The organism is Streptomyces sp. NPDC096132 (assembly GCF_044763345.1).
Taxonomy (GTDB): Bacteria; Actinomycetota; Actinomycetes; order Streptomycetales; family Streptomycetaceae; genus Streptomyces.
On sequence record NZ_JBIWGA010000003.1, the window covers coordinates 522,443 to 546,547 of the forward strand.

General features: G+C 72.3%; 29 protein-coding genes and 1 pseudogene. 14 read left to right on the plus strand and 16 right to left on the minus strand.

Annotated features, from left to right (window positions below; genetic code table 11):
* Positions 1-52 precede the first annotated feature (52 nt).
* On the minus strand, positions 53-715 hold the full coding sequence (locus ACIRF9_RS10115; RefSeq protein WP_403818812.1) for an HAD family hydrolase: 663 nt from the start codon (positions 713-715) through the stop codon (positions 53-55).
* A gap of 49 nt (positions 716-764) precedes the next feature.
* Complete coding sequence (locus ACIRF9_RS10120) at positions 765-1,805, minus strand: PHP domain-containing protein (RefSeq protein WP_403818814.1); 1,041 nt, start codon at positions 1,803-1,805, stop codon at positions 765-767.
* A 135-nt stretch (positions 1,806-1,940) separates the two neighbouring features.
* Between ACIRF9_RS10120 and ACIRF9_RS10125 the strand changes: the two genes are divergently transcribed.
* Positions 1,941-2,189 carry a hypothetical protein gene (locus ACIRF9_RS10125; protein WP_403818815.1) on the plus strand — a complete coding sequence of 83 codons (249 nt, stop codon included), beginning with the start codon at positions 1,941-1,943 and terminating at the stop codon, positions 2,187-2,189.
* On the opposite strand, the gene ACIRF9_RS10130 is transcribed toward ACIRF9_RS10125, so the two are convergent.
* The 4 genes from ACIRF9_RS10130 to ACIRF9_RS10145 all read right to left on the minus strand — a co-directional run bounded on the left by ACIRF9_RS10130 (position 2,186) and on the right by ACIRF9_RS10145 (position 4,657).
* Positions 2,186-2,746, minus strand: a complete 561-nt coding sequence (locus ACIRF9_RS10130) for a VanZ family protein (protein WP_403818817.1) — start codon at positions 2,744-2,746, stop codon at positions 2,186-2,188. The genes ACIRF9_RS10125 and ACIRF9_RS10130 overlap by 4 nt on opposite strands.
* Before the next feature lie 132 nt (positions 2,747-2,878).
* Positions 2,879-3,541, minus strand: a complete 663-nt coding sequence (locus ACIRF9_RS10135) for a DUF4230 domain-containing protein (protein WP_403818819.1) — start codon at positions 3,539-3,541, stop codon at positions 2,879-2,881.
* 94 nt (positions 3,542-3,635) lie between these two features.
* Positions 3,636-4,304: a response regulator gene (locus tag ACIRF9_RS10140; RefSeq protein ID WP_403818821.1), complete on the minus strand. Its 669-nt coding sequence runs from the start codon at positions 4,302-4,304 to the stop codon at positions 3,636-3,638.
* A complete protein-coding gene (locus ACIRF9_RS10145) occupies positions 4,301-4,657 on the minus strand; it encodes an ATP-binding protein (RefSeq protein WP_403818823.1) in 357 nt (118 codons plus the stop codon). The genes ACIRF9_RS10140 and ACIRF9_RS10145 overlap by 4 nt, the downstream gene beginning before the upstream one ends.
* A gap of 371 nt (positions 4,658-5,028) precedes the next feature.
* Here ACIRF9_RS10145 and ACIRF9_RS10150 point away from each other — a divergent pair, with 371 nt between their 5' ends.
* The 3 genes from ACIRF9_RS10150 to tuf all read left to right on the plus strand — a co-directional run bounded on the left by ACIRF9_RS10150 (position 5,029) and on the right by tuf (position 7,564).
* Positions 5,029-5,226, plus strand: coding sequence for a hypothetical protein (locus ACIRF9_RS10150; RefSeq protein WP_403818825.1), 198 nt, complete (start codon positions 5,029-5,031; stop codon positions 5,224-5,226).
* Positions 5,227-5,360: 134 nt separating this feature from the next.
* Positions 5,361-6,314, plus strand: a complete 954-nt coding sequence (locus ACIRF9_RS10155) for a ribose-phosphate diphosphokinase (protein ID WP_403818827.1) — start codon at positions 5,361-5,363, stop codon at positions 6,312-6,314.
* Positions 6,315-6,370: 56 nt separating this feature from the next.
* Positions 6,371-7,564, plus strand: coding sequence for an elongation factor Tu (gene tuf / locus ACIRF9_RS10160; protein ID WP_403818829.1), 1,194 nt, complete (start codon positions 6,371-6,373; stop codon positions 7,562-7,564).
* A 25-nt stretch (positions 7,565-7,589) separates the two neighbouring features.
* Here the strand turns inward: tuf and ACIRF9_RS10165 are convergent, their stop codons facing one another.
* Both ACIRF9_RS10165 and ACIRF9_RS10170 read right to left on the minus strand, forming a co-directional pair.
* Complete coding sequence (locus ACIRF9_RS10165; protein ID WP_403818831.1) at positions 7,590-7,970, minus strand: anti-sigma factor antagonist; 381 nt, start codon at positions 7,968-7,970, stop codon at positions 7,590-7,592.
* A gap of 236 nt (positions 7,971-8,206) precedes the next feature.
* The gene (locus ACIRF9_RS10170; protein WP_403818833.1) at positions 8,207-8,674 is read right to left on the minus strand and encodes a MarR family winged helix-turn-helix transcriptional regulator; all 468 of its coding nucleotides are present in this window, start codon (positions 8,672-8,674) and stop codon (positions 8,207-8,209) included.
* A 104-nt stretch (positions 8,675-8,778) separates the two neighbouring features.
* On the opposite strand from ACIRF9_RS10170, the gene ACIRF9_RS10175 reads away from it, so the two are divergent.
* Together ACIRF9_RS10175 and ACIRF9_RS10180 are read left to right on the plus strand one after the other, a co-directional pair.
* Complete coding sequence (locus tag ACIRF9_RS10175) at positions 8,779-10,233, plus strand: aldehyde dehydrogenase family protein (RefSeq protein WP_403818835.1); 1,455 nt, start codon at positions 8,779-8,781, stop codon at positions 10,231-10,233.
* 30 nt (positions 10,234-10,263) lie between these two features.
* Entirely contained in the window at positions 10,264-11,370 is a 1,107-nt protein-coding gene (locus ACIRF9_RS10180) for an NAD(P)-dependent alcohol dehydrogenase (protein ID WP_403818837.1), read from the plus strand.
* A gap of 24 nt (positions 11,371-11,394) precedes the next feature.
* On the opposite strand, the gene ACIRF9_RS10185 is transcribed toward ACIRF9_RS10180, so the two are convergent.
* On the minus strand, positions 11,395-12,345 hold the full coding sequence (locus ACIRF9_RS10185) for an NADP-dependent oxidoreductase (protein WP_403818839.1): 951 nt from the start codon (positions 12,343-12,345) through the stop codon (positions 11,395-11,397).
* Between the two features lie 71 nt (positions 12,346-12,416).
* On the opposite strand from ACIRF9_RS10185, the gene ACIRF9_RS10190 reads away from it, so the two are divergent.
* Together ACIRF9_RS10190 and ACIRF9_RS10195 are read left to right on the plus strand one after the other, a co-directional pair.
* Complete coding sequence (locus ACIRF9_RS10190; protein WP_403818841.1) at positions 12,417-13,373, plus strand: GlxA family transcriptional regulator; 957 nt, start codon at positions 12,417-12,419, stop codon at positions 13,371-13,373.
* A 63-nt stretch (positions 13,374-13,436) separates the two neighbouring features.
* On the plus strand, positions 13,437-14,288 hold the full coding sequence (locus ACIRF9_RS10195; protein ID WP_403818843.1) for a hypothetical protein: 852 nt from the start codon (positions 13,437-13,439) through the stop codon (positions 14,286-14,288).
* 6 nt (positions 14,289-14,294) lie between these two features.
* Here ACIRF9_RS10195 and ACIRF9_RS10200 read toward each other — a convergent pair whose 3' ends face one another.
* Both ACIRF9_RS10200 and ACIRF9_RS10205 read right to left on the minus strand, forming a co-directional pair.
* Positions 14,295-14,858 (minus strand): TetR/AcrR family transcriptional regulator, encoded by a 564-nt coding sequence (locus ACIRF9_RS10200; protein WP_403818844.1) that lies wholly within the window; start codon positions 14,856-14,858, stop codon positions 14,295-14,297.
* A complete protein-coding gene (locus ACIRF9_RS10205) occupies positions 14,855-15,217 on the minus strand; it encodes a DUF1304 domain-containing protein (RefSeq protein ID WP_403818846.1) in 363 nt (120 codons plus the stop codon). The genes ACIRF9_RS10200 and ACIRF9_RS10205 overlap by 4 nt, the downstream gene beginning before the upstream one ends.
* Positions 15,218-15,332: 115 nt before the next feature.
* On the opposite strand from ACIRF9_RS10205, the gene ACIRF9_RS10210 reads away from it, so the two are divergent.
* A complete protein-coding gene (locus ACIRF9_RS10210; RefSeq protein ID WP_403818848.1) occupies positions 15,333-15,797 on the plus strand; it encodes a pyridoxamine 5'-phosphate oxidase family protein in 465 nt (154 codons plus the stop codon).
* A 65-nt stretch (positions 15,798-15,862) separates the two neighbouring features.
* On the plus strand, positions 15,863-16,255 hold the full coding sequence (locus ACIRF9_RS10215) for a VOC family protein (protein ID WP_403818850.1): 393 nt from the start codon (positions 15,863-15,865) through the stop codon (positions 16,253-16,255).
* Between the two features lie 394 nt (positions 16,256-16,649).
* Here ACIRF9_RS10215 and ACIRF9_RS10220 read toward each other — a convergent pair whose 3' ends face one another.
* Positions 16,650-16,952, minus strand: coding sequence for a DUF4235 domain-containing protein (locus ACIRF9_RS10220; RefSeq protein ID WP_403818852.1), 303 nt, complete (start codon positions 16,950-16,952; stop codon positions 16,650-16,652).
* A gap of 41 nt (positions 16,953-16,993) precedes the next feature.
* Positions 16,994-18,016 (minus strand): glutathione S-transferase family protein, encoded by a 1,023-nt coding sequence (locus tag ACIRF9_RS10225; protein WP_403818854.1) that lies wholly within the window; start codon positions 18,014-18,016, stop codon positions 16,994-16,996.
* A gap of 157 nt (positions 18,017-18,173) precedes the next feature.
* Between ACIRF9_RS10225 and ACIRF9_RS10230 the strand changes: the two genes are divergently transcribed.
* Entirely contained in the window at positions 18,174-19,142 is a 969-nt protein-coding gene (locus tag ACIRF9_RS10230) for a cation diffusion facilitator family transporter (RefSeq protein ID WP_403818856.1), read from the plus strand.
* A gap of 103 nt (positions 19,143-19,245) precedes the next feature.
* Here ACIRF9_RS10230 and ACIRF9_RS10235 read toward each other — a convergent pair whose 3' ends face one another.
* Positions 19,246-19,692 carry a nitroreductase family deazaflavin-dependent oxidoreductase gene (locus ACIRF9_RS10235; RefSeq protein WP_403818858.1) on the minus strand — a complete coding sequence of 149 codons (447 nt, stop codon included), beginning with the start codon at positions 19,690-19,692 and terminating at the stop codon, positions 19,246-19,248.
* A gap of 158 nt (positions 19,693-19,850) precedes the next feature.
* Between ACIRF9_RS10235 and ACIRF9_RS10240 the strand changes: the two genes are divergently transcribed.
* Positions 19,851-20,309 carry a nuclear transport factor 2 family protein gene (locus tag ACIRF9_RS10240; RefSeq protein ID WP_403818859.1) on the plus strand — a complete coding sequence of 153 codons (459 nt, stop codon included), beginning with the start codon at positions 19,851-19,853 and terminating at the stop codon, positions 20,307-20,309.
* An 84-nt stretch (positions 20,310-20,393) separates the two neighbouring features.
* On the opposite strand, the gene ACIRF9_RS10245 is transcribed toward ACIRF9_RS10240, so the two are convergent.
* Positions 20,394-21,017 carry a LysE family transporter gene (locus ACIRF9_RS10245; protein ID WP_403818861.1) on the minus strand — a complete coding sequence of 208 codons (624 nt, stop codon included), beginning with the start codon at positions 21,015-21,017 and terminating at the stop codon, positions 20,394-20,396.
* Between the two features lie 314 nt (positions 21,018-21,331).
* Between ACIRF9_RS10245 and ACIRF9_RS10250 the strand changes: the two genes are divergently transcribed.
* Together ACIRF9_RS10250 and ACIRF9_RS10255 are read left to right on the plus strand one after the other, a co-directional pair.
* Positions 21,332-22,531 carry a cytochrome P450 gene (locus ACIRF9_RS10250; RefSeq protein ID WP_403818863.1) on the plus strand — a complete coding sequence of 400 codons (1,200 nt, stop codon included), beginning with the start codon at positions 21,332-21,334 and terminating at the stop codon, positions 22,529-22,531.
* Between the two features lie 12 nt (positions 22,532-22,543).
* Positions 22,544-22,780, plus strand: coding sequence for a ferredoxin (locus ACIRF9_RS10255; protein ID WP_403818865.1), 237 nt, complete (start codon positions 22,544-22,546; stop codon positions 22,778-22,780).
* Positions 22,781-22,807: 27 nt separating this feature from the next.
* Here ACIRF9_RS10255 and ACIRF9_RS10260 read toward each other — a convergent pair.
* Positions 22,808-24,007: pseudogene (locus ACIRF9_RS10260) on the minus strand (serine hydrolase domain-containing protein).
* Positions 24,008-24,105 lie beyond the last annotated feature (98 nt).

Below are 24,105 nucleotides of genomic sequence, written 5' to 3' on the forward strand. Positions count from 1 at the left end.
ACCGGCGGACTCATCACTCTCGCGCCACGGGACCCGCCCTCCGCCGGCGGACTCACCCTCCCGCCAGCGGACTCTCCTTCAGTGACGCCAGAAGGCCGGCCGGATCGTCGTAGACCGCCTCCGCGCCCGCCGCCACCAGGTCGGCGCGCGGGATGCCCCCGCACAGCACACCCACGCAGCGCACCCCGGCCCGGCGGCCGGCCCGCATGTCCCACACCGTGTCGCCCACGAACACCGCCCGCTCGGCGGGCACCCCGGCCAGCTCCAGGGCGTGCTCCACGGGCTCCGGCGCGGGCTTGCCCTCCGTCACGTCGTCCGCGCTCGCGGTCGCTGTGATGGCCTCGTCGGCGTCGATGGCGCGGCGCAGCGCCGACAGCTCGGCCCCGCTCGCCGAAGTGGCGAGGACGACCGTCCAGCCGTCGTCGTGCAGGCGCCTCAGCAGGGCCGCGGCGTCCGCCATCGGGGGCAGCCGGCCGAAGTACTGCCCGTACAGCGCCTTGTGGGCGGCGCTCAGGCCGGCGTCCTCGTCCTTGTCGCGGTCCTCGCCCAGCAGATGGGCGATCAGGTCGTCGGAGCCGAGGCCCACGGCCCGGTGCACGGCGTGCATCGGGACCCGGTGGCCCGCCTGCCGGAAGGCCTCCCACCACGTGGTCACATGCAGATGGTTGGTGTCGACGAGGGTGCCGTCGACATCGAAGACGGCGGCGCGTTCCATGACAGGTCTCTTTTCTCTCGCGGCCCCTCGCGGGCGGACGAGTACCACGTCAGGCGCCTCCCACGCCCGCCGGGACCCGCCCCTCCCGGGTCCACGCCAGCAGCCGGTCCCTCGGCCAGGTGGTCACCACCCGCTCCGGAGGCACCCCGCACTCCTCGGCCCGCGCGCAGCCGAGGATCTGCCAGTCCAGCTGGCCGGGTGCGTGCGCGTCGGTGTCGACCGAGAACAGCACGCCCGCCTCGACGGCCCGGCGCAGCAGCCGCCGGGGCGGGTCCAGCCGCTCGGGTCTGCTGTTGATCTCCACGGCCGTACCGGACTCGGCGCACGCCGCGAACACCTCGTCCGCGTCGAACCGCGACTCCGGGCGCCCCCGTCCCTGCACCAGGCGTCCGGTGCAGTGCCCGAGGATGTCGGCGTGCGGATCGCGCACCGCGTTCACCATGCGCCGGGTCATCGCACGTTCCTCCATGCGCAGTTTGGAGTGCACGGACACCACGACCACGTCGAGCCGTTCGAGCAGCTCGGGGTCCTGGTCGAGGGAGCCGTCGTCGAGGATGTCGCACTCGATGCCGGTCAGCAGCCGGAACGGCGCCCAGAGCGCGTTCAGCTCCTCGACCACCTCCAGCTGCCGGCGCAGCCGCTCCGGCGACAGCCCCCGGGCCACGGTCAGGCGCGGCGAGTGGTCGGTCAGTACGGCCCACTCGTGGCCGAGGGCGGCCGCCGCCCGGCCCATCTCCTCGATCGGGCTGCCGCCGTCCGACCAGTCGGAGTGCAGATGACAGTCGCCGCGCACCAGCGCCCGCAGCCGCCCGCCGGCCCCGTCGGTGAGCGGCCGCCCCACCTCGTCCTCCAGTTTCCGCAGGTAGGAGGGCGTCTCCCCGGCGAGCGCCTCGCGCACCACCTGGGCCGTCTTCGGGCCCACCCCCTTCAGCGACTCCAGTGTCCCGGCCTCCGCCCGCTCGGCCACCTCGCCCTCGGGCAGCCGCGTCAGCACCCGGGCCGCCGTACGGAACGCCTTCACCCGGTACGTCGGCGCCAGGGACCGCTCCAGCAGGAACGCGATCCGGTCCAGGGCCTCGACGGGATCCATCGCCACCTCCTGGCTCCAGAGTTCCCCAGGGCGGTGCCTTCCGCACGACGGGCGGCACGGTTTCGTCCACGCCGCCGCGTATCCGGTGGGATTCCGGCGATTCGTACCGGCCGGTTGCGATTTACGCTCTATTACATGACCGAAGTCGCTAGCCCCTACATCTCCCATCCGCGGATCATGGTGCTCGGCGTACAGCCGGGCACGCCCCCGTTCCGGATCGTGGAAATCGACGGCGAAGTGGTCGGTGAGGCGCATGCCGTCACCGACGTCCTGGAGACGGCCGCCGCGTTCGGCATCACCGTCCACGACCTCGACGATCCCGACGTCGTGCGCTGGGTGGGCGGCGACCGGTACACCTGGAAGCCGCGCGCCGGCGGGCGCTAGCGGCGCCGGGGAGCGTGCACCGCGCGGCTCACGCGCCGTCCCAGCAGCAGGTAACCGATCAGCGCGCCCGCCGTGTTGAGGATGACGTCGTCGATGTCGAAGGCACGCCCGGTCACCAGCGCGCCCTGCGCGAACTCCACCAGCAGCATCACGGACGCGGTCAGCAGCAGCACCCGCAGCACCCCGCGCGCCTGCGGCGCGAGCACCGGCACCAGGATGCCGAACGGCACCCCGAGCAGCAGGTTCCCGCCGATCTGCTTGACCGCGTCGCGCAGCGCCGGCTGGTCCAGATAGGCCCGCAGCGAGCGCCCCGGGCGCAGGTTCGAGTGCACGAGCGCCTCGGAGGCGGGCGACGGCTCCAGCGTGAGCCGTGCCAGTACGACGGCGAACCCCACCATGAAGGCGAACGCGAACAGCATCGCCAGCAGGCGGAGGGGGAAGGGCAGCGGCCGGGGGCCGGACGGCGCCGGTCGTTCCTTCTCGTTCTTCGGTTGTTCGGGCTTCTTGGTGGCGCGCAGGCGGAATCCGGTGAGCGGGCGTAAGGCTGCTCGGGCCATGCGGTCCTCCAGTCTTCAACTTACCTGCGTCGTAAGGCGGTTACCCGAATCCGGCCGGAGGATGCGGCCGAGGGCGGCGGGCGACGGAGCGTTTCGGGCTCCTCACCGCCCTCGACCGGGCGCGGCCGCTGGTCAGCTTCCGTAGGTGACCTTGACCTCCTCGAAGCCCAGGGAGTGCAGCAGTCCCTCCAGCATGTCGGTGGTGTTGGTCTCGGCGCGCGCGGTCAGCTCGCTGTCCTTCGCCGCCTCCGAGATGTGCTTCACGGCGAGCTTCTGCACGGCCTGCTCGCCGTTGGGGTTGTCCGAGAAGATGTCGCCGAGGCGGTCGAGGAGACCGCGCTGCTTGGAGACCGCGTAGGAGCGGTCGGGGTCGAGCGCCGGCTTGCCGAGCCGCGCGTGCGGCAGCCGGAGCGTGGCGGACGTACGGTCCTCGTCGACCGTCACGTCCTCGTCGCCGACCTGGCCGAGGTCGACGTAGGCGTCCACGGTGCCCGCTCCCACGTACAGGGTGCGGGTGCCGCGGATCGCGTCCGGGAGGTACTTGGCGTCCTTCTCCAGGTCCACGACGACCTGGAAGTTGCCGGAGGCGGCGTCGTAACGGCTCATGTCCTGGATGGACTTGAGCAGGGCGGGGCCCGAGCGGTCCTTGGTCTCGGTGCCGAAGAAGTCACGCAGTCCCGGCAGCAGACTGAGCCGGATCCCGGCGAACATCACGACGAGCACGACCACGACCGCGGTGAGCACCTTGGCCCAGCCGGGCATGCGCCTCGGGAGGCGCTTGACGGGAGTCGTCATGGCGACGGCCCTCCTTCCTACCTGACCGGATTCCCGCCAATCCCCGTGACAGACCGCGTTGTTGACGACCTGTGACAGACCGTCCGCCCCTCTGTCACTCGCCACCAGGCCGCACCAGCCCGTGGTCGAAGGCGAAGACGACGGCGTGCACGCGGTCGCGCAGCCCCAGTTTCTCCAGGACGCGTCCCACATGGGTCCTCACCGTGGCCTCGCCGATGTGCAGCCGCCCGGCGATCTCCGCGTTCGACAGGCCCCGGCCCAGCAGGAGCAGCACGGCCTGCTCGCGCCCGGTCAGCCGGGCCAGCCGGAGAGCGGTCTCGGGCGTGGGCGGCGGGGCCGTGGAGCGGGCGAACTCGGCGAGCAGCCGCCGGGTGACGGACGGCCCGAGCAGCGCGTCGCCCGCCGCGAGGGTGCGCACCCCCTCGATCAGCACCTCCGGGGGACTGCGCTTGAGCAGGAACCCCGCCGCCCCCGCCCGCACCGCCGCGAAGACGTACTCGTCCAGTTCGAACATGGTCAGGACCAGCACCTTGGGCGTGCCGGCCCCGGCGGCCGTGATCTCCCGGGTGGCCGCCACACCGTCCAGGACGGGCATCCGTACGTCCATCAGGACCACGTCGGGCTTGAGGGCGCCGGCCAGCCGCACCGCCTCCCGGCCGTCCGCCGCCTCCCCGACGACCGTCAGGTCCGGCTGGGTCCCGAGCGTCATCCGCAGCCCGGCCCGCATCAGCTCCTCGTCGTCGGCGAGCAGAACCCGGATCACGCGGTCCCCCGCCAGGGAATCGTGGCCGTGACGAGCCAACCCCCGTCGGCCGCGGGCTCCTTCATGGTGGCCAACCCCCTTCCGCCGCCGGGCCGTTGACGACCTTGTTGCCCGTCGTCGGCCACTTTCAACCGGATCTCCCCGTCCACCTCCACCTCGATCACCGCGAGCGCCGGCCGGGCGTGCCGCACGACATTGGTCAGCGCCTCCTGCACCACCCGCCCCACCGCCCGCGTGACCGGCGCCGGCAGCCGGGTGACGAGCGCGCGCGGGGCGGCCTCGACGTCGTAGGAGTCGGTGAGCAGACCGAGGACCGGTCGAGGTCGGACATGGCGGTGCGGGTTGCGCCGCACACCCGCGTGCAAGGCCCGCCGACCGCGCCATCGCCCCGGCCCACCGGCTACTGGAACCTGTCGACCGGCTCCCGCCTCGCCTACACGCATCTGCCGGCCGAGGGGGCCGGGCGGCGGACCCCGGTGATCGTGCTGCACGGCGGCCCCGGCACGCCCGGCGACGGCCCCGACGCCCTCGACGCGCACCCTGGCCGCCGAGTACCTCGCCGCCCACCCCGACCGCGTCGAGCGCATGGTCCTGATCTCGCCCGGGGTCCTGTGGGCCCCGGCCTGGCAGGGACGCGACGACGGGGCTGGGACCGGCTCACCCGCGCGCAGCAGCGCCGCATCGACGCGCTGGAGGCCAGTCCCCGGCCGCCTGGTCCCTGCTGATGGAGGCCCACCCGCGCGCCGCCCACGCCCTGGTTCCGGACGCCGAGATCGACCCCGTCTTCGCCCGGCTCCTCCTCACGATCGCGGCCCCGGCGGCCACCTGCCACCCGGACCGCCCGCTGCCCGGCCTGTCCACCTCCCTGCCCGGCTTCTACGCCAACCAGCTCACCACCGCCGACCAGCCCACCGATTCCTGAAAACCGGATTCCTGGATTCCTGAAATCTGCGTTCCCCCGATACTCGAGGGACTCCTGAGGGTGGGCAAAACGGACGAGGTCCGTAGCATGAGAGATCCCGTCTCCAGCCGGACATGGTCAGCGAGGAGCCGATCGTGCGAGACATCTCCGTGTTCAGCGGCAGTGCCCACCCCGAGCTGGCCGCCGAGGTCTGTGCCCACCTCGGGGTCCCCCTCAGCCCCACCCGCGTCAGCCGGTTCGCCAACGACTGCCTGGAGGTCCAGCTCCAGGCCAACTGCCGGGAAAGGGACGTCTTCCTGGTCCAGCCCCTGGTCCGGCCCGTGCAGGAGCATCTCGTCGAGCTGCTGATGATGTGCGACGCGGCCCGCGGGGCGTCCGCCGGCCGGATCACCGTCGTCATGCCGCACTATTCCTACGCCCGCTCCGACAAGAAGGACGCGCCCCGCATCTCCCTGGGCGGGCGGCTGGTCGCCGACCTGATGGAGGCGGCGGGCGTGCACCGGGTCCTCGCCATGACCCTGCACTCACCGCAGGTGCACGGCTTCTTCTCGATGCCCGTCGACCATCTGCACGCCCGCCGTGAGCTGGCCGCCCACTTCCGCCGCTACGACCTCACCTCCACCACCGTCGTCTCGCCCGACCTCGGCAACGCCAAGGAGGCCGCCGCCTTCGCCCGGATGATCGGCGCCCAGGTGGCGGCCGGCGCCAAGCAGCGCTACGCCGACGACCGGGTGAGCATCAGCTCCGTCATCGGCGAGGTCACCGGGCGGGACGTCATCGTCCTGGACGACGAGATCGCCAAGGGTAGTACCGTCCTCGAACTCCTCGATCGGCTGCGGGAGTTGGGGCCGCGCTCGATACGGGTGGCGTGCACCCACGGCCTGTTCGCGGCCGGTGCCCTGAAGCGGCTCAGCGAGCAGCCCGACGTCCTGGAGATCGTCTGCACCAACACCGTCCCGGTGCCCGTCGAGGACCACACCGACAAGTTGCGGATCCTGTCCATCGCCCCCGCCCTGGCCGAGGCCGTGCGCCGCATTCACAACGGTGAGTCCGTCAGCGCCCTGTTCGACGCGGCCCGCAGCGAATAGACAGGAAGGAGTGGAAACGCGCACGTCGTCACCCATGTGACCAGGGAGGGCTCGCAGTGGCGAAGGCGAAGTTCGAGCGGACCAAACCACACGTCAACATCGGCACCATCGGGCACATCGACCACGGCAAGACGACCCTCACGGCAGCCATCACGAGGGTGCTGCACGACAAGTTCCCCCAGCTGAACCCCTTCACCCCGTTCGACCAGATCGACAAGGCGCCCGAGGAACGGCAGCGCGGCATCACCATCTCCATCGCCCATGTGGAGTACCAGACCGAACGCCGGCACTACGCGCACGTGGACTGCCCCGGCCACGCCGACTACATCAAGAACATGATCACCGGCGCGGCCCAGATGGACGGCGCGATCCTGGTCGTCGCCGGCACGGACGGGCCGATGCCGCAGACCAAGGAGCATGTGCTGCTCGCCCGGCAGGTGGGTGTGCCGTACATCGTCGTCGCCCTGAACAAGACGGACATGGTCGACGACGAGGAGATCCTGGAGCTGGTCGAGCTGGAGGTGCGGGAACTGCTCAGCGAGTACGAGTTCCCCGGCGACGAGGTCCCGGTGGTGCGGGTCTCCGCGCTGAGGGCGCTGGAGGGCGACCCGCAGTGGACGCAGTCGGTGCTGGACCTGCTGGACGCGGTCGACGAGGCGGTGCCGGAGCCGCAGCGGGACGTGGACAGGCCGTTCCTGATGCCCATCGAGGACGTGTTCACCATCACCGGGCGCGGAACCGTCGTCACCGGCCGCATCGAGCGCGGCACGCTGCGGGTCAACAGCGAGGTGGAGATCATCGGCATCCACCGGCAGAAGACGAGGACGACGGTCACGGGCGTCGAGATGTTCCGCAAGCTCCTCGACGAGGGCCGGGCCGGGGAGAACGTCGGTCTGCTGCTGCGCGGGATCAAGCGGGAGGAGGTGGAGCGCGGCCAGGTGGTGATCAAGCCGGGCTCGGTGACCCCGCACACGCGGTTCGAGGCGCGGGCGTACATCCTGTCCAAGGACGAGGGCGGCCGGCACACGCCGTTCTTCCAGAACTACCGCCCGCAGTTCTACTTCCGTACGACGGACGTCACGGGCGTGGTGACCCTGCCGGAGGGCACCGAGATGGTCATGCCGGGCGACAACACCACCATGCTCGTGGAGCTGATCCAGCCGATCGCGATGGAGGAGGGGCTGAAGTTCGCCATCCGTGAGGGAGGGCGGACGGTGGGGGCCGGGCAGGTCACGAAGATCGTCGCGTAGCGCCGCTGTGGGTGTGGCGGCGCGGTCATAACGAGCCGGACGTGGCCTCGGGCTGTCCCAGGGCCGCGTCCAGGCTCGCCGCGGGCGGCAGCAGCTTGTGCAGTCCGGTGGCCCGCAGGACGCGCAGGGTCAGCGGGTGGGTGCAGACGACGTGGAGATCGCCGCCCTGGCCGAGGACACGGGCCCGGGCCCGGTACAGCAGGCGCAGCCCGGAGCAGTCGAAGAACTCGATCCGCGACAGGTCGATGACCACGCGCGGCGCGGGCCCGGTGGTCGCCTCGTCGAGGTGCGGGCCGATCTCCGTCGCCGCGACGATGTCGATCTCGCCGTGGAACTCCAGCACCGTGTACCCCCGCTCCTGCCGGACGCGCAGATGCGGCATGTCCGCGGCGGGTTCCTGCTGCACGACGACATCGCCTCCAACCCGCTCCACCGGTCGGGAGCCTCCAACGGCGGGGGAGTGCGCACCAGTTCCCCGCCCCAGCAAGGTACCCCCGATGGAGTGAATTTCAGCATGTTCGATTGACATATGTCTTCGAAACGCGGGCGTGTCTCGACCGAGTTTCTTCGCGTCGTGAGCGAAGGGGGAGCGAAGGGTCCGCGACGGATGGGTGAAGGGCGCTCGAAGGGGTTCCAGGGGCGTTACGACAGCGCCTGCCACGCCGTGGAGAGGGCCGCGCGGAACTGCTCCGTCTGGTGTGCCGTGAGCTCCCGCACCATCCGCTCCTCCAGCTCCCGCACCGGCCCCGCGCACTGCTCCAGCAGCGCGCGCGCCTCGTCGGTGAGCAGGATCAGCAGCTCGCGCCGGTTGCGCGGATTGCGTTCGCGGCGGATCAGGCCGCGGCCCTCCAGGGAGCGCACCAGATCGGCGATGGACTGGGCGGTCACGAAGGAGTCCCGGGCCAGCTGGGCGGCGGACAGCCCGTCGTGCCGCTCCAGGACGGTCAGCGCCGTGTACTGCAGGGCGGTGATTCCGGACGGCTTGACGAGTTCGTCCAGGCGGGATCGCACGACGAGCTCCACCTGCTTCACCATGTAGAGCAGGGACGGGGGTGCCTTGTGGGGCGGACGCGCGGGTGTCGCCGCCTGTGTCGTCTGGGTGCCGGCCATGAGTCCGAGCGTAGACCATTGACAGGAAACCTGTCTGTAAAGAGACTGCGCATCAACAGGAATCCTGTTGGTTGAAATCTTGGCGACGATGCTGAGGAGTGGCGATGACCACCTTCGAGATCGACCCCGGTCGACTCTTCATCGGGGGACAGTGGCGCGAGGCCGCGGACGGAGCGCGGACCGAGGTGGTCGACCCGTCCCGGGGCGCGGTCGTCACCACCGTCGCGGAGGCGGGCGCCGCCGACGTGGACGCGGCGGTACGGGCCGCCCGTGAGGCCTTCGACTCCGGCAAGTGGTCCGGGCTCAGCGGCCGGGAGCGCGGCCGCGTCCTGCTGCGCGTGGCACAGCTGATCCGTGAGGAGGCCGACGAGATCGCCCGGCTCGAGAGCCTGGACGTCGGCAAGCCGATCACCCTGGCCCACGCGGTGGACGTCACCAACGCGGCCAACGACTACGAGTACTACGCCACCCTCGCCTTCTCCCTGGAGGGCGGCAACCGCGACACCCCGATGAACGCCCTCGCCTACACCAAGCGCGGTCCGATCGGCGTCGTCGCCGCGATCACCCCGTTCAACTTCCCGCTGATCCTGGCCGGTTCGAAGATCGCCCCGGCCCTCGCCGCCGGCAACACGGTCGTGCACAAGCCGGCCGACGAGACCCCGCTGAGCGCCCTGTACATGGCGGGCCTGCTCCAGCGCGCCGGAGTCCCCGACGGCGTCGTCAACGTCGTCACCGGCTCCGGCCCGGTCGCCGGCGAGGCACTCCTGCGCCACCCCGGCGTCGACAAGATCGCCTTCACCGGCTCCACCGCGATCGGCCGGCACGCCGCGAGCATCGCCGGTGAGAACCTCAAGCAGGTCACCATGGAGCTCGGCGGCAACGCCGCGCACATCGTCTTCGAGGACGCCGACCTGGAGAAGGCCGTCGGCGCGGTCATCAAGGGCTTCGTCTTCAACACCGGCCAGTTCTGCATGGGCGGACCGCGCCTCCTGGTGGCCCGCCCGGTCTACAGCACCCTCCTCAACATCCTCGCCGAGGCCGTCCCCGGCGTCCCCGTGGGCGACCCGCGCGCCGTGGAGACCGTCGTCGGCCCGATGGCGGGGGAGAAGCACCTGCGCAAGGTCGAGGAGTACGTCGACCTCGCCCGCAAGGAGGGCGCCCGTATCGTCTGCGGCGGTGAGCGCCTCGACCTCGACGGCGGCTACTACTACAAGCCCACCGTCATCGCCGACCTCCCCAACGACTCCCGTGTCATCCAGGAGGAGATCTTCGGCCCGGTCCTCACCGTCCAGCCCTTCGACACCGAGGACGAGGCGATCGCCCTCGCCAACTCCACCCCGTACGGCCTGGCCTCGGGCGTGCAGACCGGCAACCTCGCGCGTGCCCACCGCGTCGCCGACCGCCTCCAGGCCGGCATCGTCTGGGTCAACGACTGGGCGATGCTCGACCCGGCCGTCCCCTTCGGCGGGGTGAAGGACTCCGGATTCGGCCGCGAGTACGGCCCCGAGGCGCTCGCCTCGTACACCAAGGTCAAGTCCGTCGTCGTCTCGCTCGACTGAACGCGCCGTACAGCAAAGGGAGTTCAACCGATGTCCATCACCACCCGCGCCGCCGTCGTCGAGTCCGCCGGAGCGCCCTTCACCCTCTCCGAGGTCGTCCTGGACGAGCCCGGACCGCACGAGGCGGTCGTCCGGCTGGCGGCGGCCGGCCTGTGCCACACCGACCTCGGCGTGGCGAGCGGCGGACTGCCCTTCCCGCTGCCCGGCGTCCTCGGCCACGAGGGCGCGGGCGTCGTGGAGGCGGTCGGCCCGGCCGTCACCGGTGTGGCCCCCGGCGACCACGTCGTGCTGTCCTTCACCTCCTGCGGCGAGTGCCGCAACTGCCACGGCGGCCACCCCGCCTACTGCGCCGGCTGGCTGCCGCTGAACCTCCTCGGCGGCCGCCGCGCCGACGGCACCGCCACGATCAGCCGGGACGGCGAGGCCCTCGGCGGTCACTTCTTCGGCCAGTCCTCCTTCGCCGAGCGGGCCCTGGTCGACGAGCGCAGCCTCGTCAAGGTCGACCCCGACGTGCCGCTGGCGTCGATCGCCCCGCTGGGCTGCGGTGTGCAGACGGGCGTCGGCGCGGTGTGGAACGTACTGAAGCCCACGACGGGCAGCACGATCGTCGTCCTCGGCGCCGGAGCCGTCGGCCTGTCGGCGGTCATGGCCGCCGCCCTCTCCCCGGCCACCACGATCATCGCCGTCGACCGGGTCGCCGAACGCCTCCAACTGGCCAAGGAGCTGGGCGCCACCCACACCGTCGACGCCGGGCAGACCGCGCTCGGCGAGGCCATCGCCGAGATCACCGGCGGCCGGGGCGCCGACGGCATCGTGGAGACCACCGGCAGCACCGCCGTCCTGCGCCAGGGCGTCGACGCGCTCGCCGCCCGCGGCACCCTGGTCGTCGTCGGGGCACCGCCGTTCGGCAGTGAAGTCGCGCTGGACGTCAACGGGCTGCTCGGCGGCAAGCAGGTCGTCGGTCTCACCCTCGGCGACAGCGAGACCCAGACCTTCATCCCGGCCCTGGTCGAGCTGGTCAAGGAGGGCCGGCTCCCGCTGGACCGGCTGATCGGCACCTACGCCTTCGAGGACATCGGCCAGGCGGTCCAGGACATGACCTCGGGCAAGACCATCAAGCCGGTTCTCACCTTCTGACGGCTCGGGCCCCGCGAAGGTCCGTCAGTCCACCGTCAGGACCAGCTTCCCGGTGGTCCGGCCGGTGTCGCCGAGCCTGTGTGCCTCGGCGGCATCGGCCAGCGGGAAGGTCCCGGCGATCGTCGCGCGCAGCTTCCCCGCCTCCACCAGCGCGGCGATCGCCCGCATCCCGGCCCGGTCGGCGTCCACCAGCATCCGCACGGTCCGCACACCGAGCCGTTCGGCCTCCTCGTAGAGCTCCCGCGAACCCACCGGCAGGATCGACACCACGATCCCGCCCGGCCGCAGCACGCGCAGCGAGCGCACCGAGGTGTCGCCGCCGAGGGTGTCGAGGACGACGTCGACGTCCTTCACCGCCTCGGTGAAGTCGGTCTCCCGGTAGTCGATCACCTCGTCGGCGCCCAGCCCGCGCAGGAAGTCGTGCTTGCCGGCGCTGGCCGTCCCGATCACGTACGCGCCGCGCGCCTTGGCGATCTGTACGGCGACATGCCCGACCCCGCCGGCCGCGGCATGGATCAACACCCGCTGTCCCTCGCCGAGTTCGGCGGTCTCCACCAGCGCCTGCCAGGCGGTCAGGGAGACCAGCGGCAGCGCGCCCGCCTGCACGTGGTCGACGCCGGCGGGCTTGTGCCACAGGGCGCGGACCGGGGCGACGACGTACTCGGCGTGCGTGCCGTGGCCCCACGGGTACGGCACCATCCCGAAGACCTCGTCGCCCGGCGCGAAGGTCGCGACGCCGATGCCGACGGCCTCGACGGTACCGGAGACGTCCCAGCCCAGGACGAAGGGCGGCTCGCCCAGGAAGACGCCCAGGGCGCGGTGCTTCCAGTCGGTCGGGTTGAGGCCGGCGGCGCGCACCCGGACCAGCACCTGGTTCGGACGCGGCGCGGGCCGCTCCACTTCCTTCTCCTTCAGGACCTCGGGGCCGCCGAGGACGTCCTGGCTGATGACACGCATGGTGTGCACAGTGCTCATGGTGAACCAGCGTGCCGGGCCCCATCCCACCGGGAAATGGCATGATTGCCAACCTTCGATAGAATCGTGCCATGGCTGTCCCGGAGAAGAAGCACCGTGTCGTCGTCCTCGCCCTCGACGGCGTCTACCCTTTCGAGCTCGGCATCCCGAGCCGCATCTTCTGCGCCGTCGACGGCCACTACGAGGTGCTGACCTGCACGGTCGACGGCGGCCCGGTGCGGACGAACGCCGACTTCACCGTCGGCGTCGAACACGGCCCCGAGGTGCTGGAGACGGCCGACACGGTCGTGATCGCGCCCGTCGCGACCGACCGGATCACGGAGGACCTCCCGGAGGCGGTCGCCGCCGCCCTCGCCCGGATCCGCCCCGACGCGCGCACCGTCTCCATCTGCACGGGCGCCTTCGTCCTCGCCGCGGCCGGACTGCTCGACGGCCGCCGGGCCACCACCCACTGGGGTCTGGCCGACCGCTTCCGCCGCATGTACCCGTCGGTCGACCTCGATCCGGACGTCCTCTTCGTCGATGACGACCGGGTGCTCACCTCGGCCGGCGCCGCCTCCGGCGTCGACGTCTGCCTGCACCTCGTACGCAAGGACCACGGCAGCGAGTTCGCCAACAACGTGGCCCGCCGCTGTGTGGTCCCGCCGTTCCGTGACGGCGGCCAGGCGCAGTACATCGAGCAGCCGGTGCCCGAGACCGGCGCGGCGAGCACGGCGGCGACCCGCGCCTGGGCGCTGGAGCGCCTGGCCGAGCCCCTCACCCTCGCCGACCTCGCCGCGCACGCCCGGATGAGCCTGCGCACCTTCGCCCGCCGCTTCCACGACGAGGTCGGCGTCAGCCCCGGCCGCTGGCTGATCCAGCAGCGCGTCGCGCACGCCCGACAGTTGCTGGAGGCCAGCGACCTCCCCGTGGACCAGATCGCCGGCCGCGTCGGCTTCGCCACCGGCGCCTCTTTGCGCCAGCATCTGCACGCGGCGATCGGGGTCTCGCCGCAGGCGTACCGCAGGACCTTCCAGACGGCCCGGTGAACGTTCCGGACGGTCGCGGCGTCGAAGACGCGTAGGGACAGTCGGTGGAACGGGGGGCGGTACATGCGCAGAGGGCTCGTGGCGACGGCAGCGGTACTGATGGCCGTCGTGGGATGCGGCGCCGAGGACGACGAGGACCTGATCATCGACTACGGCCCCGCGGTGTCCCCGTACAGCGGCCCGCTCCACATCCCCGTCCAGGAGGTGGACGAGAGCACCCCTGAGGCGATGCTCCTCTCCTCGGGTGCCGCGGGCCGTGCCCTGGAGTGCGACGGCGAGATCGCCTGGGGTGGTGGGCCCGATGGCTGGAGCGAGTCCGACGGCGGTGACTCTCCGGAGGACGGACTGCGGCTCTACTTCGACATGTTCGAGCCGACGGGGCCGCGCTCCGGCTTCCGGGTGGAGCGTGAGGAGGCCGACCGCGTCCTGTACTCCTACGACGTCGACGGCCGGACGAAGGTGGCCGTCGTCGTCGCCAAGGACCAGAAGGACAGGCCGGGTTGGGGTCCGGAGACCAACGCCTCCTGCGATCCGGCCGAACTCCCCGCGAGCGTCACCGACTCCGGCGACCAGGAGATCTGGACCGACGGGAACGGCAGGCGGGTGCCGACCACGACGCTCAGCAGCTACGCCGGCGCGGAGCACTGCGACTGGCAGAAAGTGCACTTCCTGGGGATGGGCCGGGCCGAGGACCACCGGCAGTACGTCCGCGACCCCGGCGGCGCGCTCCCGGCCGAGCTGCTCACCGCCCCGTACGACGGTGACGTCCCGATGCCCGCAAACGCCCACGACACCGGATACCGCTACCAGGACTGGCGGTTGTGGCTGACGGAGGACCGTAGGACGGCGTACGTCCGCACATCCGACGGCGTGGAGGCATGGCCGCTGGCGAAGGAGATGGTGGCCTGCAAGTGACCGTCGTCAGCGGCTGGCGTGCAGCGCGACCAGCAACTGCCAGACCTGATCGGCGATCTCGGCGGGCGTGCCGCCGAGATCGCCGTGCAGCCAGTCGGCCAGCACGCCCGCGAAGGTCGCGGCGACGGCGGAGGCGACGAGGGGGGCGTCCGCCGCGCCCGCCCGCTCGCGCTCGCGCAGGCTGTAGGCCCGCAGGTCCCGGTGCAGCACCCGGCCGAGCGGGCCGCCGCCGCCCGGGGCCAGCAGGGTGCGGTAGAGCTGGGTGTGCGGGGTGAGCGAGGCGAAGAACCCGGCGAGCGCCGCCGGCGCCCGCACCGGGTCCGGCCGCCCCTGCCAGGCGTGCAGCGCCTCCACGGCCTCGCGTACGACATCGGCGCAGGCGTCGACGGCGAGGGCCTCCAGGTCGGGATAGTGCACGTAGAAGGTGGCCCGCCCGACCCCGGCCCGCCGTACCAGCGCGGCCACGCCGACCTCCTCCAGCGGCCGCTCGGCACACTCCTCGAGCAGCGCGGCCCGCAGCCTCGCCCGGGTGCGGGCCGCCCGCGGGTCCTCCGGCTCGGCGCGGCTCACTGTGCGATCAGGACGGCGGCCAGTGCGAGCGCGCCGGGCAGCGCCTGCGCGACCAGGATCCGGCGGTTCGCGGTGACGGCGCCGTACACCCCCGCGACGATCACACACGACAGGAAGAACACCTGCGCCCGGAAGCCGGTCGGATCCCCGGCCACGAGCCCCCACACCAGGCCCGCCGCCAGGAACCCGTTGTAGAGCCCCTGGTTGGCGGCCATCGCCGCGGTCCGCCGCGCCAGCTCCGCGTCGAACCCGTGGAAGCGCATCCCCGGCTTCTTCTGCCACAGGAACATCTCCATCACCAGGATGTAGACGTGCAAGGCGGCCACGAGCACGACGAGCACATTCGCCAGGACTTCCATGATCTCCCTCAACTTCTTGGACAGGTGTCCACTGTAATGGACACCTGTCCAAGAAGTCCAGCGGGCGAGGACGCCGCCGGGGTGCGGCCGGGCAGACGGTGGCGACACTGGAGGCATGACCCGAGCACCGGCACGCACCCCGAAGCAGCGCAAGCACGACACGCTTCACCGGCTGGAACACGACGTCGACGTATGGGTCGCCACGGCCGCCGAGGACGGCTCGGCCCCTCATCTGGTCCCGCTCTCCTTCGTCTGGGACGGCGCCGTCCTGCTGATCGCCACCCGGGCCACCACTCCCACCGGCCGCCACCTCCGTGCGGGCGGCGTCGCACGCCTCGCCCTCGGCCCGCCCGACGACGTCGTCGTGATCGAGGGCACCGCCGTGCCCGTACCGCCCGCCGAGCTGCCGGAGGAGGACGCCGAGATCTTCGCGGGCAAGACCGGCTTCGACCCCCGCGAACTGGCCGCGCCCTGCCTCTACTTCCGCATCCTCCCGCAGCGGGTCCAGGCCTGGCGGGCGCGCGAGGAGGACGAGGGGGTCGAGGTGATGCGGGACGGGACGTGGCTGGTGCCCGACTGAAACGGGGGTATCCGCAAGGTTCGGGACGGGAGCGGCCCGTACCCGGACCTCGCGGAGGAGATGACATGGCACTGGTGAAAGCGGGCGTCGTGGTGCTCGACTGCGCCGAGCCCGAGAAGCTCGCCGAGTTCTACAAGGGGCTCCTGGACGCCGAGGAGACCGACGCGACCGCCAACCGCGTCGAGATCAGGGGCGCCGACGGCACCCGTCTGGCCTTCCGGCGCGACGCCAACGCGACCCCGCCGAGCTGGCCCCGCCCCGAGAACTCCCTCCAGGCCCACCTCGACTTCCTCGTCGACGACCTCGACGAGGCCGAACGCGGGGTCGTCGGTCTGGGCGGCCGTCCCCTGGACACGAAGGGCGCCGCCGGCCCGTACGAGGAACGCGGCTACGCCGACCCGTCGGGCCACTCCTTCACCCTGCGCCGCACCCCGTCCACAGCGCCGAAACAGGGGTGAACCGGCGGCCCGCACCGGCGCCCGTGCCGAAGCAGGGGTGATACGGCGGCATGCACCGGCGCCCGTGCCGAAACAGGGGTGAACCGGCGGCCCGCACCGGCGCCCGTGCCGAAACAGGGGTGAACCGGCGGCCCGCACCGGCGCCCGTGCCGAAGCAGGGGTGATACGGCGGCATGCACCGGCGCCCGTGCCGAAGCAGGGGTGATACGGCGGCATGCACCGTCGCCCGTGCGGAAGCAGCGGTCACCCTGCCGGAGCTGGGGCGATGCGGCGGCGCACACCGTCCACCGCGCTGAAGTAGGGCCGAACCGGCACCGCACACCGGTCTCCCCTGCCGGAGCAGGTCGCAGCAGGGGTGACCGGCCGGGGGAGGGGCCGCCGAGGCGGCCGGCGCTCAGTCCCTGCCCCCCTTCTCCTTCGCCGGCCACACCCCCGTCGACCGTTCGATGGCCTTCGCGCCCGTGCGGTCGGCGGCGCTGCGGACCGCGGCGAAGATGGCCCCCTGGAGGGCCGCTGCCAGCAGGATCTCCGCCCAGCCGCGATCACGGTCGAGGGCGTCCGGGGCGTCGTCCTCGTGGCGAATCGCCTGCCACGCCTTGCGGAAGGCGAGTCCCGCCAGCGCGCCGCCCGCCCAGCCGAAGACGAAACCGACGGGCTGGTACACCAGCGGGAGTTTCCTCTTCTTGCTCCTGGCCACCACGTTCTCCTTCACTCGACGTGTCCTGCCGGACCGGGCGGTCACGGCCGTCCCCGCGGCGGGACCTCCTCGCCGGCGTGGACCGGCCCCGGCGGCGAACCGTCCCCGAACGGCCGGCCGCCGAGCCGCTCGCGCTCGTGCGGGGTGAGCCAGCCGGCCAGGTCCGGGCCCAGTGGGACGATCCTCGTCGGATTGATCCCGTTGTGCACCTGGTAGTAGTGCCGTTTGATGTGGTCGAAGTCGACGGTGTCACCGAAACCCGGCGTCTGGTAGAGGTCCCGGGCGTACGCCCACAGCACCTGGTTCTCCGTCAGCTTCCAGCGATTGCACTTGAAGTGCCCGTGATACACGGCGTCGAAGCGGACCAGCGTGGTGAACAGCCGGACGTCGGCCTCGGTGATCGTGTCGCCGACCAGGTACCGCTGCCCGGCCAGCCGGGGCGTCAGCAGCTCCAGCCGCCGGAAGACGGCCGCGCAGGCCTCCTCGTACTCCTCCTGCTCAGTGGCGAAGCCGGCCCGGTACACCCCGTTGTTCACGTCCGTGTACACCTCGCCCATCACCGTGTCGATCTCGTCCCGCAGCTCCTTCGGATAGAGGTCGGGCGCCCCGGCGCGGTGCAGGGACCGCCACTCGGTGGCCAGGTCGAGGGTGATCCGCTGGTAGTCGTTGGTCACCAGCCTGCCGCTGGGCACGTCCACGACCGCCGGCACGCTGACCCCGCCCGGATAGCCGGTCTCCCGCTTGTCGTAGGCCTCGCTGAGGTAACGGATGCCGAGGACCGGGTCACGGTCGCCCGGGTCGAGGGTGAAGCGCCAGCTGCGGTCGTCCTGGACCGGGTCCGCGATCGCCATGGACAGCGCGTCCTCCAGACCGAGCAGCCGCCGGGAGATCACCGCCCGGCTCGCCCACGGGCAGGCACGGCTGACCACCAGACGGTAGAGGCCCGCCTCCACCGGCCAGCCGTCCCTGCCGTCCGCGGTGATCCGGTCCGCGAAGTGGCTCTTGGACCTCCGGAATCGCTGGTGCCCGTACGCGCTGTTGCCGCCGCCGCCCCCGCCGTTCATGGATCCTCCCGGTACTCGCCGTTCACGGATGCTCCCGGTACCCCGCCGGTCCTCGTCGCCCGCATGGCCGCGCTCTCGTGCCGGCCCTGCTCACCGCGTTCCCCGATTTCCGCCGACGGCACGGTGTGGGTCCGACCGCCCTGGGCAGTCGGCTCGGGTGAGCGGGACATCATCGAAGACGCACGCCGACCACAGGACGCGCCTCACCGTTCTGGTGGCGCTCGCCGCCAACCTCGTCATCGCCGTCGCCAAGGCGGTCGGCGGGCTGTTCGCGGGCTCGCCCGCGCTGCTGTCGGAGGCCGCGCACTCCGTGGCCGACAGCCTCAACGAGGTGTTCCTGCTGGCCGCGCTGCGCCGCAGCCGCCGCCCCGCCGACCGGCGCCACCCCTTCGGCTACGGCAAGGAACGCTTCTTCTGGTCGCTCCTCGCCGCCGTGGGGATCTTCGTCATGGGCGGCTGCTTCTCCTTCTTCCAGGGCGTCGAGGCCTTCAGAACCGGTGCCGACGAAAAGCTGAGCGGCTATGTGGCGGGCCTGATCGTCCTCGGCGTCGCCTTCCTCGCCGAGGGTGCCTCCCTCGTCCGCGCCCTGCACCAGGTGCACCAGCAGGGCGGCACCGCACAGCTGCGCGATCCGGCGCTGCGTACCGTCGTCGCCGAGGACGGCACGGCCGTGCTGGGCGTCACCCTGGCCGCGATCGGCATGGCCCTGCACATGGTCACCGGGAACGTGGCGTGGGAGGCGGCCGCCTCGCTCGCGATCGGCGTGCTGCTCGTCTTCGTCGCCTACCGCCTCGGCAGGGAGGCCCGCGACCAGCTCATCGGCGAGGCCGCCGACCCCGAGACCGCCGCCCGGATCCGGGAACTGCTGGCGGAGCAGGCGGAGATCGACAGCGTGGAGGCGGTCTTCACGATGAAGATGGGCCTCGACACGGTGCTCGTCGCGGCCCGCGTGGACCTGGTCCCGGGCATGGACAGCGAACAGGTCGAGGAGGCCGCCGTCCGGATCAAGCGCGCCATGGCCCGCGCGATCCCGGAGGCGGGCGAGATCTTCCTCGATGTGACCGACCGCCCCGCGCGCGAGGCACGGCAGAGCCCCGCCGCGACGGGGGAGCGCGGCGGGGCCTGACTGTCGGTTGCCCGGTGCGGGCCCGTTCATGCGTTCCCGCGGCAGATTTTTCTACGGAGTCCTGCCGCGAGCCGGCTCAGCCGGCACAGGCGACTCGGACGACTCAGCCGGCGGCCGGCTCCGCGACGAACACGGGAATCTCCCGGTCCGTGTTCTTCTGATAATCGGCGTACGGCGGATACGCGGCGACGGCACGCTCCCACCACCCGTCCTTCTCCGCACCGGTGATCTCACGGACCGTCATGTCCTGCTTCGCCGGCCCGTCCTGGAGCTCCACCCTGGGGTCGGCCTTGAGGTTGTGGTACCAGACCGGGTGCGTGGGCGCCCCGCCCTGGGAGGCGACCAGGGCGTACCGCCCGTCGTGCTCGACCCGCATCAGGGGTGTCTTGCGGATCTTCCCGCTCTTCGCGCCGACGGTCGTCAGCAGGATCACGGGCAGTCCCGTCTCCCTCAGCGTGGTGCCCTCGGTGCCCCCGGAGCTCTCGTACAACTCCACCTGCTCGCGTACCCATGCGGTCGGACTGGGCTCGTACTCGCCTTCGAGAGGCATGGCATCCGTCCCCTTCGTCACATCGTCGTTCCGACTGGCTGCGTCCTACAACACAAGTGCCCCCGGGTTTCATCCGCACCCGTGGTCCACCCCCGCGGGCCCGCCCCCTTACCCCGCGCGTAATCGCGCCGCGCGCACCCCTTCGCGAGACTCGGGGCATGACGAGGACGAGCGACACCCCCACCGACACCCGCACCAGCGCCGGCACCCGGGCCGTCGTCGAGGAGCTGCTGCGCCGTATCGCCGAGGGCGACCCCGAGCGGATCGCCGCGCTGTACGCCGACGGCGCCGACTGGCGGCTGTCCTGGCCCGAGGACGAGCACGGCCGCGCCGAGACGCCCTGGATCCGGCACCGCGCCTCCCGGGCCGACGCGGCCGATCACTACCGGGCGCTGGCCGCCCACCACACGCCCGGCGAGGCGGACACACACGTCGAGCGTGTCCTCGTCGACGGCGCCGACGCCGTGGTGCTGGGCGAGATCCGCCAGACCGCCGCCCCCACCGGACGCCCCTACCGGGCCTGGTTCGCCCTGCACCTCACCGTCGCGGACGGACTCGTCGTCCGCCACCACGTGTACGAGGACAGCCTGACCGTGGCCCGCGCTTTCACGGCATGACCACGGCATGACTACGGCATGACCCACGGCGTGACACAGGTGGCCCACGACCGGCGGGGCAGGACTCACCACCCCTTCCCACGGCTACACCACCATCCCCACGGCCAGCACGGTCATCACCCCGCTCGACACGAGCGCCGTCGCCAGCCGCCCCCGGTGACCGGTCAGCGCCCGGCCCAGCAGGGCGCCGCCCCCGGCCAGCAGCAGCTGCCAGCTCGCGGACGCGGCGAAGGCCGCCAGCACGAACACACCCTGTTCCAGGGGCCGTACGGAGTCCGTGGTGCCCGTGCCGAGCACCAGGGCGGCGAAGTAGACGACGGTGGTCGGGTTGAGCAGGGTGATGCCCAGCAGGCTCAGATACGCCCGGGCCGGGTTCGGCGGCTCGGGCGCGGTGCGGGTGGCGAGCCGGTGGGCCCGGTACTGGCGTACGGCTGTCAGGGCCCCGCGGGCCGCGAGGGCGAGCAGCACCAGGGCCGAGGCCCAGCGCAGCGGCCCCAGCACGGGCCGCAGCACCGCGGCGACGGCGGAGCCGCCGACGGTGGCCACGAGGGCGTAGAGCCCGTCGGCGGTGGCGACGCCGAGCGCGGCGCACGCGCCGGTGCGCAGGGAGGTACGGGCGGTGAGGGAGACGAGGTAGGTCGCGACGGCCCCGACGGGCACGGCGATGCCGTAGCCCGCGATCAGGCCCGCGACGAGCGCGGCCGTCACGGACGCGCGGGATCGGGCCTCCGGGGACGGCCGGGCTGCTGCTGGACCCGCGCCGGAAGGACGGCGTCGGTCAACAGCGGCAGGAAGGCGGTGAAGGTGAACATGGCCGGATCCTGCGGGTCAGGTCCCGCCGAGGGCAAGCGAATTTCCCGGCCGATCCCGGGGCGACGGGACGCCGGAGCGGTCGGTTCCGGCCATATCGCCCCATTCGTCGATCTGGCCGAACTCCGCGTGGCCGCATAGGTGCCCGGGGCATCTAATGATGATCGGCACGACAGCTCGGCACGACGCACCCTTCGTCTGCGAGGTCTCCCATGACGGAACTCACGGAACCCGTCGCCTTCCCCCAGGACCGCACCTGCCCCTTCCATCCGCCCACGGCCTACGACCCCCTGCGCGCCGCCCGCCCACTGGCCCGCGTCACCCTCTACGACGGCCGTACCGCCTGGCTGGTCACCGGCCACGACACGGCCCGCGCCCTGCTCGCGGACCCCCGTCTGTCCACCGACCGCACCCGCCCCGGCTACCCGGCGACGTCACCGCGCTTCAAGGCCCTCCTCGACCGCCGGGCCGCCCTGCTGAACGTCGACGACCCCGAACACCACGCCCAGCGCCGCATGCTGGTATCGAACTTCACGCTGAAACGCGCCACCGCGCTGCGGCCCGCCATCCAGCGGATCGTCGACGAGCGGATCGACGCGATGCTCGCCCAGGGCCCGCCCGCCGAGCTGGTCTCCGCCTTCGCGCTGCCGGTGCCGTCGACGGTGATCTGCGAGCTGCTCGGCGTCCCGTACGCCGACCACGAGTTCTTCGAGGAGCAGTCCCGGCGGCTGCTGCGCGGCCGGGTGCCCGAGGAGGTACGGGAGGCCCGCGACCGGCTCGACGCATACCTCGGCGCGCTGATCGACCGGAAACTGGAGGGCCCGCCCGGCGACGGCGTGCTCGACGCCCTGGTCCACGAGCAGTTGCGCGACGGCACCGTGGACCGCGAGGGCGCGATCGCCCTGGCCACGATTTTGCTGGTCGCCGGTCACGAGACGACCGCCAACATGATCTCCCTCGGCACGTACACCCTGCTCCAGCACCCCGAACGGCTCGCCGAACTGCGCGACCGCCCCGCGCTGCTGCCGGCCGCCGTCGAGGAACTCATGCGGATGCTGTCCATCGCCGACGGGCTGCTGCGGCTGGCCACCGAGGACATCGAGGTGGCCGGGACCACGATCCGGGCGGGGGACGGGGTGGTCTTCTCGACCTCGGTCATCAACCGCGACGAGACGGCCTACCCCGACCCCGACACCCTGGACTGGCACCGCCCCGCCCGTCACCACGTGGCGTTCGGCTTCGGCATCCACCAGTGCCTCGGCCAGAACCTGGCCCGCGCCGAGCTGGAGATCGCCCTGCACGCCCTGTTCGAACGACTCCCCGGTCTGAAGCTCGCGATCCCGGCCGACGAGGTCCGCTTCAAGCCCGGCGACACCATCCAGGGGATGCTGGAACTCCCCGTGACCTGGTGAGAGGCGGCCGCCATGCACAGCGACACCCACCGCCGCGGACCCGGCGGCGCGCGCATCGAGATCGACACGGACGTCTGCATCGGCGCCGGCCAGTGCGCCCTGGCCGCACCGGGTGTCTTCACCCAGGACGACGACGGCTTCAGCACCCTGCTGCCCGGCCGACAGGACGGCGGCGGCGACGCGATGGTCCGCGAGGCCGCACGGGCCTGCCCGGTCGGCGCGATCAGGGTGTCCGGGCCGACGGGGTGACGCAAGGGTCCCGAAAAGACCCGTGATTCAGCCCTTGCCCCGCAGCAGACCGCAGACGAAGTCCTCCTGGAGAGCGCGCATCCGTGCCGGCACGGCAGGCGTCAGGGCCTCGTTGAACTGACTCGTGACGGAGAACGTCAGCGAGCGGCGACCGTCCGGGGTCGCGGCCATCAGCTGGGTGTAGCCCGGGAAGTTGCCGGTGTGCCCGAGCACGACACCGCAACGCGTCTGGTACCGGAAGATGCCCAGCCCAGTGGTGTTGCGTCCCGGCCCGGCGGGTTCGGAGGCGCCGGACCGCCACCGCCGCTGCTCCCGCACGACCGCCTTGCCGTACAGAGCGCCCCCGGCGTACCCGCGGATGAACCGGGTCACGTCGGCGGGCGTGGAGACGATACCGCCGGACGCCCACGCCCCGGAGGCGCTCAGCAGCTCGCTGACGTCCTCCGGCGGCCCGGGCGGCGACACGTCGTACCCGTGGAGGTAGGGCACGGGCAACCGGTGGCCCCGCGGAAGGCTGGTGTCACGCAGGCCCAGGGGCCGGTACACCAGCGTGCGCAGCAGCTTCTCGTACGGCGTCCCGGTGACCGCCTACGCCATCAGCGCGACGGCGATGTTGTCGGAGTTGGAGTACCTGTACTGGCTTCCGGGCCCAAAACGCAGAGGCTGGCCCGCCACGTGGTCGAGCAGGTGGTGCGGGTCGAAGCGGTGGTGCGGGTCGGCCTGCACCACCCGGCGGAACCCGGGAGCCTCCGTGTAGTCCGGCAGCCCGCTGGTGTGGTCGAGCAGCTGCCGGAGCGTCACCTCGCCCCAGGCGGCGGGCAGCCGCGGGAGCCGCTTGCGCAGGGTGTCGTCCAGGCCCAGCCGGTGACGGTCCACCAGGCTCAGCGCCACCGCCCCGCTGAAGGCCTTGGCGGTGCTGGCGATCCGCATGTGGTCGGACGCACGGGGCGGGCGACCGGTGTCCAGGTCGGCGACTCCGGCCCGCAGGACCCGGGTCCGCCCGTCCCGGCGCAGCACGGCGATGGCCCCGGGCGGCCCTCCGGGAGAGTCGACGAACGCCTCGAGCCGACGCCGCAGCGTACGGTCGTCCGGCGTGCCCGCGGCGGCGTCGGCGGGCACGCCGGCCACGGCGGTCGGGGCCAGCGCGCCCAGGCACACCACGAGGACGGACAGGGCCCTGCGCCGCCGGAGCGGGACCCGGTGGGCAGGGGCGGAACACAGGGGCATGGGGGCTCCCGGGGTGCGAACGGCAGGGAAGCCAAGCCTCCGTGCGCCCCGCGCGGACCGCCGCCCGGGTTGCTGCACACGGCCCAGTGGGCCAGGGT